This is a genomic window from Inquilinus sp. (genome assembly GCF_057815775.1).
The window spans coordinates 1-9,276 of record NZ_JBYRFX010000229.1 but is presented as its reverse complement, the minus strand read 5'-3'; the positions used below and the strand labels follow the sequence as shown (position 1 = coordinate 9,276).

Below are 9,276 nucleotides of genomic sequence, written 5' to 3'. Positions count from 1 at the left end.
TGCCGACGCGGCTGGCGCGCCAGGGCGAAAGCGGCCTGGCCGTCGCCGCCTGGCTGCGGAACCAGCCACAGGTGGCGGCCGTCTACCATCCCGCCCTGCCCGGCTGCCCGGGCCACGACCTGTGGAAGCGGGATTTCAGCGGCGCCTGCGGCCTGTTCGCCTTCGCGCTGAAACCTGGGCCCGAAGCGGCGGTGAACGCCTTCCTGGACTCTCTGGACCTGTTTGGACTGGGGTTCTCGTGGGGCGGGTTCGAGAGCCTGGCCATCTCCTGCGATCCGCAATTGGGCGCTCGGCGATTCCCCAAGGACTACGGCGGGCCGCTGATCCGCCTGCACGTGGGGCTGGAGGAGCCGGAGGACCTGATCGCCGACCTTGCCCAGTCGCTGCAGCGGATCGGGCCCGTCCTTTAAGAGGCCGTTTGGTAAGAAACCGTTTGGGAATGCGCTAGCGTGAGTCGGCTGGTGGTGGTGTCGAGAACCGGCGCGCAGCGGACGTTTGGTCCGTGAGCACCGGAAGCGGAGACACCGCCATCAGGCGGCCGCGCCAGTAGCATTCCCGGACGGTCTCTAGGCCGCGGGCAGGCAGGCGGGGCCAGCCGGTTCGAAGCTCTTGTAGGTCAGGATGAATTCCTGGTGGCCCAGCGTCTCCGAACAGGTGCGCTGGCCGGCGCCGACGCCTTGGATCAGGCCGAGGATCTCGTCACCGACCTCATCCAGCGTGGCCGCCCCTTCCAGGATGCGGCCGGCATTGACGTCCATGTCGTCCTCCAGCTTCCGGAACGTGTCCGGATTGGCGCAGATCTTGATCACCGGCGAGATGGCGGAGCCTGAGACCGAGCCGCGACCGGTCACGAACAGCACGACATGGCAGCCGGACGCGATCAGCTCCACGATCTCGGCATTGTCGGAGATGTTCGGGAAGCCGAAGCGGACCTCGCCATCCGGCACCACATCCATGAGGTAGAGGCCCGAACGCGGCGGGATATCGCCCGGCTTGATCAGGCCCGTGATCTGCGACGAGCCGGATTTGGCATAGGCGCCCATCGATTTCTCCTCGATGGTCGACAGCCCGCCATCGGCGTTGCCGGGCGCGAAGCTGCCATAGCCGAGGGTGGCGTAGTAGCGGGCAGCCTTGGCCACCGAGGCGCGCAGCTCGTCCGCCAGACCCGGCGTTATGGCGCGGGAGGCCATGATCTCCTCACAGCCAATCAGCTCGCCCGTCTCCTCGAAGATGCAGGTCGCCCCGGCCTCGATCAGCCGGTCGAAGGCCCGCCCGGCGGCCGGGTTGCCGGTGAGGCCGCTGGTGCCGTCCGACCCACCGCAGATCGTGCCGACGATCAGCTCGTCGAGCGCCATCGGCACCGTCGGCTGGGCGGCAAGGTGCTGCAGCTGCTCGGCGACCCAGGCAGTGCCCGCGGCGATGGTCCGGCGCGTGCCCCCATCGTTCTGGATGGTCAGGGTGTGCACCGGCCGGCCGCTGGCCTCGACCACCGACGCCAGGGAGAACTTGTTGAAGCTTTCGCAGCCCAGCGACAGCAGCAGCACCGCCCCGACATTGGGATGGGTGCACAGCCGTTCCATCATCCGCTGGGCATAGGGGTTCGGATAGCAGCCGGGAAACCCGATCAGGTGGACGTCCTGGTCTCGGAAGCCGAGCGTGATCTCGCGCCCGACATGATGGGCACATTCGACGAGATAGGCGACCACCACGACGTTGCGAATGCCCTTGCGGCCGTCGGACCGCAAATACCCCATCATCTCAGCCGGCATTCTTCGTCTCCTTAGCGGGCCCGGACACCAGGTGCGTCGCCGTATAGTCGCTCTTGATGTTGTGGACATGGACGTGTTCGCCCGGGGCGATCGCCGCCACGGCCGACCCGATCGGCGCGCCGTATTTCAGGATCTTGTCGCCCGGTGCGATCGCCCGCCGCGCCACCTTGTGGCCGCGCGGCACGGTGATGCCGAGGCGCACGGCCACACCCATCAACCGCACCACGGTGTCGGCCGGGATCAGCTCACGCGCCACCAGGATGGTGTCGGCCGGGTGCAACAGCAGCAATCGCTCGTCCGTTGTCTCAGCTGGTATCGCCATGATCCGCCCTCCCTGCCCGCTTAGAACCCGACCAGCGCGCCGCCATCCACCACCAGGGTCTGGCCGGTGACATAGCCTGCCGCCCGGGACGCCAGGTAGACGCAGGCCCAGCCAATATCCTCGGGATTGCCGACCCGCTGCATCTGGATGCGCCCCAGGATCTTGGCCAGCCGCGCCGGGTCGCCGCTGGTCGCCTTGCGGAACAGCTCAGTGTCGATCCAGCCGGGCGCCACGGCGTTGACCCGGATGCCCCGGCCCGCATATTCGGCGGACAGCCCGCGCACCACGCCGGTGAGGGCGGATTTCGCGGCGGTGTAGCTCAGCACCAGGGGCTGGCCGATGAAGGAGGTCATCGAGGCGATGAACTGGATGTTGCCCCGGCCGCGCAGCAGCTGGCCGCGCAGCACCTCACGCGTCAGCTCCAGCGCACCGCGCAGATGCACGTCCAGCACCGCGTCGAGGTCATCCAGCGTCGATTCCTCGAATGGCTTCTTCACCGTGTTGCCGGCATTGTTGACCAGGATGTCGATCGGCCCATGCGCCGCCTCCACCTCCCGCACGAAGCCGGCGATGGTCTCCGCCGCCTGCAGGTCGAGGGGCGCGGCCACCGCGCCAGCACCGATGGTTCGCACAGCCTCCTCCAGCACCTCACGTCGGCGGCCGGCCAGGACCACCTGGGCTCCGGCATCGGCCATCGACCGGGCGATCGCCAGGCCGATGCCGGAGCCGCCGCCGGTGATCAGGGCACGCTGCCCGGCCAGGCCGAACGCCTGGCGCCAGGCTGTCGTCATCGGTTCATCACTCATCGGGCGATCACCAGCTTGAGGACGCTGTCGCGGTTGCGGTCCCAATAGTCCAGCGCGTCTTCGGCCTCCGCGAACGGCACCAGGCGCGTGATCAGGGCATCGGCCTCAAGGCCAGCGCCTTCGAGATAGGCGATGACCGCCCGGAAATCCGCCGGCAGTGCGTTGCGCGAGCCCAGGATATCCAGCTCCTTCAGGTTGAACAGCTGGGTCTGGTACGTCACCGGCGCCTTGGCATAGCCGATATAGGCCACCCGCCCGGCGAAGCAGGCCAAGTCGATGGCCTGGGTGAAGGTGGCCGGCAGCCCGACTGCCTCGATCACCACATCGGCGCCGTCCCCGCCGGTGACGGCCCGGACGGACGCGGCGACGTCCTCACCGGCGGCGACGCAGCCATGAGCCGCGCCGAAACGCCGGGCCAGATCGACCTTCGCGGCGCTGACATCGACGGCGACGACCTCCGCCCCCGCCGCCGCGGCGGCGATCACCGCGCCCATGCCGATCATGCCGCAGCCCAGCACCACGACCCGGTCCGCCCGCTGCACCCGGCCGCGGGCGACGGCGTGGAACCCGACCGACAGCGGCTCGACCAGGGCCAGGTGCCGCGGCTGCAGCGTGTCGTTGAGGATCAGCTTGCCCGCCGGGACGACAATTTCATCGGCCAGGCCGCCATCCTGCTGCACCCCCAGCGTGCGGTTGTCGCGGCAGGCATTGGCACGGCCAGCCCGGCAGGCGCTGCACCGGCCGCAGCTGGTGTAGGGCACCACGACCACGCGGCGGCCCAAGGCGAACTCCGGCCCGACGCCGGCCCCGGCCTCCAGGATCTCGCCGCCGATCTCGTGTCCCGGGATCCGCGGCAGCTGCACCAGCGGGTTCAGCCCCTTGAAGGTGTTGTAGTCGCTGCCGCACAGCCCGACATGGCGGACCGAGATTCGGACCTCGCCCGGCCGGGGCCGGACATCGGGGATGGTGTGGAAGCGCGTGCGGCCCTCGGCCTCGATCATCAGTGCTTTCATCATGAGGCTTTCTCGAAGAGGCGGCCCTCGGTCGTGCCGGCCGAGACGGTGGAAGGTATGAGCGGCCGCAGGCCCAGGATGACGCCGACCACCGCCGCGATGCCGATCGCCCCGGCCAGCACGAAGGCTGCGGCGAAGGAGCCGGTCCATTGCACGATGAAGCCGGTGATCAGCGGACCGAACAGCCCGCCAAGATTGGCCAGCATGTGGTTGAAGCCGCTGACGCTGCCGATGCAGTCGGGCTCGACCAGGTCCTGCACCACGATCCAGGGCACCACGGCCGCGAGATACATGAACAGCACGGCCAGCGACATCAGCGTCACCGCGCCGGTGACGGTGGACACCACCCCGGCGAAGCCGACACAGACCGAGGACAGGCCCAGGAAGCCGCCCAGCATCAGCTTGCGGGACAGCAGCCGGTCCATCCGCGTCGCCGCGAAATCCGTCAGGAAGCCGCCGGCGACGATGCCGCCCGCGCCGAGGATCCAGGGGATGGCGGAGACGATGCTCATGTTCGCGATGCTGAGCTGCCGGGCGGTGACGAGGTAGCTGGGGAACCAGGACAGGAAGAAATACAGGATGTAGTTGATGGCGAAGAAAGCAAACGCCGTCGCCAGCAGCGCTGGCTGGCGCACATAGAAGCCGAGCGGCAGCCGGAGCCCCGCCTTGCCGGAAACCGGGGCCGCGGCCTCCTGCCCCGGCGGCCGGTCCTTGGCCCACAGCGCCCAAATCACCGCCAGGACCAGGCCGACGGCGCCGAAGGCGATGAAGGAGAAGCGCCAGCCATAGGTCAAGGCGAGATAGCCGACCAGCGGGCCGGCCACCGCCGCGCCCAGCGGGTTGCCGGCATTGCCGATGCCGACGGCGCCCGCCGCCTCCGACGGCTTGAACCAGTTGCTGGTGATCTTGTTGACCAGCGAGCTGGCCGGCCCTTCCGCCGCGCCGAACAGCACCCGCAGCACGATCATCGAGGTGAAGCTGAACGCACCGGCCAGGGCGGCGCAGAACAGGGACCACAGGGCGAGCGACAGCCCGAACACCCGCTTGGCGCCGAACCGGTCGGCCGCCATGCCGCCGACGAAGTTGAACAGCGCATAGCCGACCGAAAAGGCGCTGAACAGGATGCCCAGATCGGCCGGATCGATGTGCAGATCCTGGCTGAACATGGGCGCTGCGATGCCGAAGGCGGCACGGTCGGTGTAGTTCACCGCGCCGCAGGCAGCCAGAAACAGCACGATTCCCCAGCGGTTGTTCCGCATGGCGCGTTTGCTCCCGATGCGGGCCGCCGCTGCGGGCAGCCCAATCTTTGCTTTGATCCGGCCTTTGCTTTGGTCCGGAGAGGACCGGCCTACATGATGCCGGTCTGCTCGTAGATGGCTTCCGTCCGCTCGCCGCCATCGATCATACGGCGCACCGCATCCTCGCCGCGGACCTTGTTCAGGGCCGCCTGCACCACATCGGCAGCGTGATCCTTCGGTATGATCACCACGCCGTCGATGTCGCCGACCACGATGTCGCCGGGCATCACCCGGACGGCGTTGGGGAATTCGATCGGGCAGTCAAAGTCGATGACCCGGCCGCGCAGGCGCTGATCCTGGGCATAGGATCCGGCCGAGAACACGGGGTAGCCGAGCTGCCGGATCTCCCGCGTGTCGCGATGGAAGCCGTCGAGCACGGCGCCGGCCGCCCCCAGCGCCTTCGCCCGGGTGCTCATCAGCCCGCCCCACAGGGCATAGCGCGGCGATGCGCCTGTCGTGATGTAGACATCGTCCGGCTTCAGGCCGTCCAGGGCGCGGAACATCAGGCCGAAGGGCTCCGCCTGGCCGCGCGCGGCGACATGCTCGCCATGGCAATCCGCCTCCAGCACCGGCATCGCCCGCCCGGCCAGCACCGCGTCGCCCGGCAGCAGCTGGCGAACCTCCGGCGGCAGGAACTGGTGGCGCAGGCCGGCGACATCCAGCACATCGCCGATCACGGCGGTGAATAGCTGGGTCCGGATGGTCTGCAGCAGCGCGTCGTCAACGGGCATCGGATGTCCTTCCCTGTTTCTCAGTTGGGCCCTGCCCCTCGGTCGGGGAGCCGGCATTGCGATACAGCGCGGCCAGCGCGTCGTCGAAATGACTGGTCATGGCCGCGGCGGCCCGTTCGGCGTCGCCGGCCGAGACCGCCTCGACGATGGCGACGTGCAGGCGCTGGACCCGGTCGAGTTCGGCGGCGCCGAAGCGATGGCGCAGGCCGACCGTCATCGAGGCTTCGAACGCCCCCCGGCAGCCATCGACCAGCACGACGTAGAACGGGTTCTCCGAGGCGCGGGCCAGCGCCATGTGGAACGCCATGTCGAGCTCGACATAGGCGTTGGGCTGGTCGATGCAGGCGGCCATGCGATCGACCAAGCCGCCGAGTTGCCCGGCCATTTCGGGGCCACGCCGCTGCGCCGCCAGGCCGGCCATCGAGATCTCGATGCCCCGCCGCACCTCCAGGATCTGGCGCGCCTCGCCCTGGCCGGTCAGCACCGCATCCTCGAAGAAGCGCTGGACGACGCTGCCCTGCAGCCCGCTGACGCGCGGATAGCGCCCGGCCCCCGCTTCGATCAGCCCCAGGGCGGACAAGGTCTTGGAGGCTTCGCGCACGATCGGGCGGCTGATGCCGAGCGTCCGGCTGATCTCGGCCTCGCTGGGCAGCCGGTCGCCCGGCATCAGGCGGTTGGCCACGATGTGGTCGCGGAGATAGGCCTCGACCTGGTCGGAGAGGCCGGCCCCCGGCGAGGGAGGGCGGCCATCGGCGCGCAACGGCATCGGCGATGTCCTGGCAAGCTGACTCGTCAAACCTGTATGACAAGTATGACTAGACAGGTCCGGGCGGTCCGTCAAGCGGCGGCGATCTCATCGTCGGTCTTGTGGAGACAGGCCGCCCCTCCGTGGGGCGCCGGACGATTGCCCGTTGCCCAATACCCACCGCCAAGGCGTTGATATGACGTCCAAATGTCATGTTGCAATTGCAACAGGATTGATCTGGCGCCGCCTTCGGCTTTGCCATACATACCCGACCAGAGGGACTCGGAAGTAGATCTGAGCGGCCTCCGAGATTGGCTGGAGTCACGATGGCAGATCGTAAGCTCACCGAAGCGCAGTCTGAGATTTTTCTTGCCCATCACTTAAGTAGCAAGAACTCATATTTGATCGGTGAGTCACTCAAGATACTCGGCCCCGTAGAGAAAAATATTTTCATAGACGCGCTACATTCGATTGTTGCGGAGATTGATAGTTTTTTTCTAAAATTTGATGCAATTGAATTAAATGATGCCCATGCCGTCGACTGCGCGAACAACAGAATTAACCCGGAATATTTGGATTTCAGCGAAGAAGAACACCCGCACACATCAACCGAGATTTGGATAGGCCAAGCCATTTCGGAATCAATAGACCCGGAATTGGGCCCTCTATTCCAATTTTGCTTGATCAAAAAATCCGAGACCTGCCACGTCTTCTTTCACAAATACCACCACCTCATCATGGATGGAGTGGGGATGGGGCTCGTCGCCAGGCGACTCTCCGAACTCTACAACGCCGCGGTCGAACGGCAACCGGCCGCGCCACGCTGGTTCGGCCCCTTCCGGGCGGTGCTGGACGACGATGCGGCCTTTGTCGGCTCCGCTCGGGAGGCGGCGAGTCTCGATTTCTGGCAGTCGAAGCTTTCGGGATGGACCGGCCCGATCCAGCTTGAGGGCATGGCCGAGTCGCCGGCGGGCGGGACATTGCGGCACTGGCTCGAGCCCCTGCCGCCGCAGGAGTCCGTCATGGGACAGGGCTTCGCCGTCACCGCGATTGCCGCTGTCGCCATCCTGCTGCACCGGCTGACCGGCGAGACCGACCTGGTCCTGAGCCTCCCGGTGACGGGGCGGAGCAAGGCGACCCGCCTCGTGCCGGCGATGCTCAGCAATGTCCTGCCGCTGCGGCTGGCGATCGACCCGCAGGCGACGGACGAGGATCTGGCGCGGCATGTCGCGGCGGAGATGCGTGCTTTGCTGCGCCACGGCCGCGTGCGCGGCGAAAAGATCCGGCGCGAGATCCTGCAGGGCCGGGCCAGGACCTTCGGCCCGTCCGTCAACATCATGGATTTCGACTACGACATCGCCTTCGACAAGGCGCCCGTGACCGCCCGCAACCTGTCGATCGGCGCGGTCGACGACCTGACCTTCTCCTTCTACCGGCGCTCGGAGCGTGACGAGATGGAGATCGGCCTCGATGCCGATGCGTCGCTTTGGGATGCGGCCGGGCTGCAGGGTCTGGGCGGCCGCCTGCTCCAGGTGATGCAGGCCATGGCCGACAACCCCGGCCGGCGTATCGGCGACATCGAGCTGCTGACCCGGGAGGAGCGCCAGCGCCTGCTGGTCGAGTGGAACCACTCCGCATTGCCCCTGCCCGAAGCGACCCTGCCGCAGCTGTTCGAACAGCAGGTGCGGCGTAGCCCCGAGGCGACGGCGCTGGTGTTCGAGGGAATCAGTCTCAGCTATGGCGACATCAACGCCCGGGCCAACCTCCTCGCCCATCACCTGATCGGCCTCGGCGTCGGACCCGAGGATCGCGTCGCCCTCGCCCTGCCGCGTTCGATCGAACTCGTCGTCGCCCTTCTTGCCATCCTCAAGGCCGGCGCGGCGTATCTCCCCCTCGACCCCGACTACCCGGTCGAGCGGCTGCGCTTCATGCTCGCCGATGCCAGGCCCAGGGCAATGATCACCATCGGCGATGCCCTGCCGGCAGAGGGCGTGCCTGTCATCCGGCTCGATCGCCTGGATATCGCCGGACCAGGCACCGATCCCACCGATGCCGACCGGGTGGCGCCGCTGTCGCCCCACCACCCCGCCTATGTCATCTACACCTCGGGCTCCACCGGCACCCCCAAGGGCGTCGTCGTCCCGCACCAGAATGTCGTCCGGCTGTTCGGTGCCACCCAGGACCGCTTCGGCTTCGGCGAGGCCGATGTCTGGACCCTGTTCCACTCCACCGCCTTCGACTTCTCGGTCTGGGAAATCTGGGGCGCCCTGCTCCATGGCGGCAGGCTCGTCGTCGTGCCCTATCTCGTCAGCCGCTCGCCCACGGCCTTTCTCGAACTCCTCGCCCGCGAGCAGGTCACGGTGCTCAACCAGACGCCTTCGGCCTTCTACCAGCTCGCCGAGGAAGACCGCGCCCGTCCCGAGCTGCAGGCTGGTCAGAGCCTGCGCTTCGTCATCTTCGGCGGCGAGGCCCTCGACCTTCAGCGACTGCGGCCCTGGTACGATCGCCACGGCTATGACCACCCGACCCTGGTCAACATGTACGGCATCACCGAGACCACGGTGCATGTCACCCAGCTTGCCCTCGACCAGG

At 67.6% G+C, this 9,276-nt stretch carries 9 protein-coding genes; 2 read left to right on the top strand and 7 right to left on the bottom strand.

Annotated elements, in window-relative coordinates; all coding sequences use genetic code 11:
- The coding region (locus tag AC3XYG_RS08320) for a PLP-dependent transferase (protein WP_489139349.1) at positions 1-410 on the top strand (410 nt) is incomplete at its 5' end.
- A gap of 156 nt (positions 411-566) precedes the next feature.
- Here AC3XYG_RS08320 and AC3XYG_RS08315 read toward each other — a convergent pair.
- The 7 genes from AC3XYG_RS08315 to AC3XYG_RS08285 all read right to left on the bottom strand — a co-directional run bounded on the left by AC3XYG_RS08315 (position 567) and on the right by AC3XYG_RS08285 (position 6,705).
- On the bottom strand, positions 567-1,769 hold the full coding sequence (locus tag AC3XYG_RS08315; RefSeq protein WP_489139348.1) for a UxaA family hydrolase: 1,203 nt from the start codon (positions 1,767-1,769) through the stop codon (positions 567-569).
- A complete protein-coding gene (locus AC3XYG_RS08310; protein WP_489139347.1) occupies positions 1,759-2,091 on the bottom strand; it encodes a UxaA family hydrolase in 333 nt (110 codons plus the stop codon). The genes AC3XYG_RS08315 and AC3XYG_RS08310 overlap by 11 nt, the downstream gene beginning before the upstream one ends.
- A gap of 20 nt (positions 2,092-2,111) precedes the next feature.
- Entirely contained in the window at positions 2,112-2,882 is a 771-nt protein-coding gene (locus AC3XYG_RS08305) for an SDR family NAD(P)-dependent oxidoreductase (RefSeq protein ID WP_489139346.1), read from the bottom strand.
- An 11-nt stretch (positions 2,883-2,893) separates the two neighbouring features.
- Entirely contained in the window at positions 2,894-3,913 is a 1,020-nt protein-coding gene (locus tag AC3XYG_RS08300; protein ID WP_489139345.1) for a zinc-binding alcohol dehydrogenase family protein, read from the bottom strand.
- Positions 3,910-5,169: an MFS transporter gene (locus AC3XYG_RS08295; RefSeq protein ID WP_489139344.1), complete on the bottom strand. Its 1,260-nt coding sequence runs from the start codon at positions 5,167-5,169 to the stop codon at positions 3,910-3,912. The genes AC3XYG_RS08300 and AC3XYG_RS08295 overlap by 4 nt, the downstream gene beginning before the upstream one ends.
- An 89-nt stretch (positions 5,170-5,258) precedes the next feature.
- Complete coding sequence (locus AC3XYG_RS08290) at positions 5,259-5,939, bottom strand: RraA family protein (RefSeq protein WP_489139343.1); 681 nt, start codon at positions 5,937-5,939, stop codon at positions 5,259-5,261.
- Positions 5,929-6,705: a FadR/GntR family transcriptional regulator gene (locus tag AC3XYG_RS08285; RefSeq protein WP_489139342.1), complete on the bottom strand. Its 777-nt coding sequence runs from the start codon at positions 6,703-6,705 to the stop codon at positions 5,929-5,931. Before AC3XYG_RS08285 ends, AC3XYG_RS08290 begins: the two co-directional genes overlap by 11 nt.
- A gap of 305 nt (positions 6,706-7,010) precedes the next feature.
- On the opposite strand from AC3XYG_RS08285, the gene AC3XYG_RS08280 reads away from it, so the two are divergent.
- Positions 7,011-9,276: non-ribosomal peptide synthetase (locus tag AC3XYG_RS08280; RefSeq protein ID WP_489139341.1), on the top strand; the 2,266-nt coding region annotated here is incomplete at its 3' end.

Bases quoted from the DNA above. Each gene is read 5' to 3' on its own strand.
- AC3XYG_RS08295 (WP_489139344.1), bottom strand. From the start codon at position 5,169: ATGCGGAACAACCGCTGGGGAATCGTGCTGTTTCTGGCTGCCTGCGGC.
- AC3XYG_RS08300 (WP_489139345.1), bottom strand. From the start codon at position 3,913: ATGATGAAAGCACTGATGATCGAGGCCGAGGGCCGCACGCGCTTCCAC.
- AC3XYG_RS08285 (WP_489139342.1), bottom strand. From the start codon at position 6,705: ATGCCGTTGCGCGCCGATGGCCGCCCTCCCTCGCCGGGGGCCGGCCTC.
- AC3XYG_RS08305 (WP_489139346.1), bottom strand. From the start codon at position 2,882: ATGACGACAGCCTGGCGCCAGGCGTTCGGCCTGGCCGGGCAGCGTGCC.
- AC3XYG_RS08315 (WP_489139348.1), bottom strand. From the start codon at position 1,769: ATGCCGGCTGAGATGATGGGGTATTTGCGGTCCGACGGCCGCAAGGGC.
- AC3XYG_RS08290 (WP_489139343.1), bottom strand. From the start codon at position 5,939: ATGCCCGTTGACGACGCGCTGCTGCAGACCATCCGGACCCAGCTATTC.
- AC3XYG_RS08310 (WP_489139347.1), bottom strand. From the start codon at position 2,091: ATGGCGATACCAGCTGAGACAACGGACGAGCGATTGCTGCTGTTGCAC.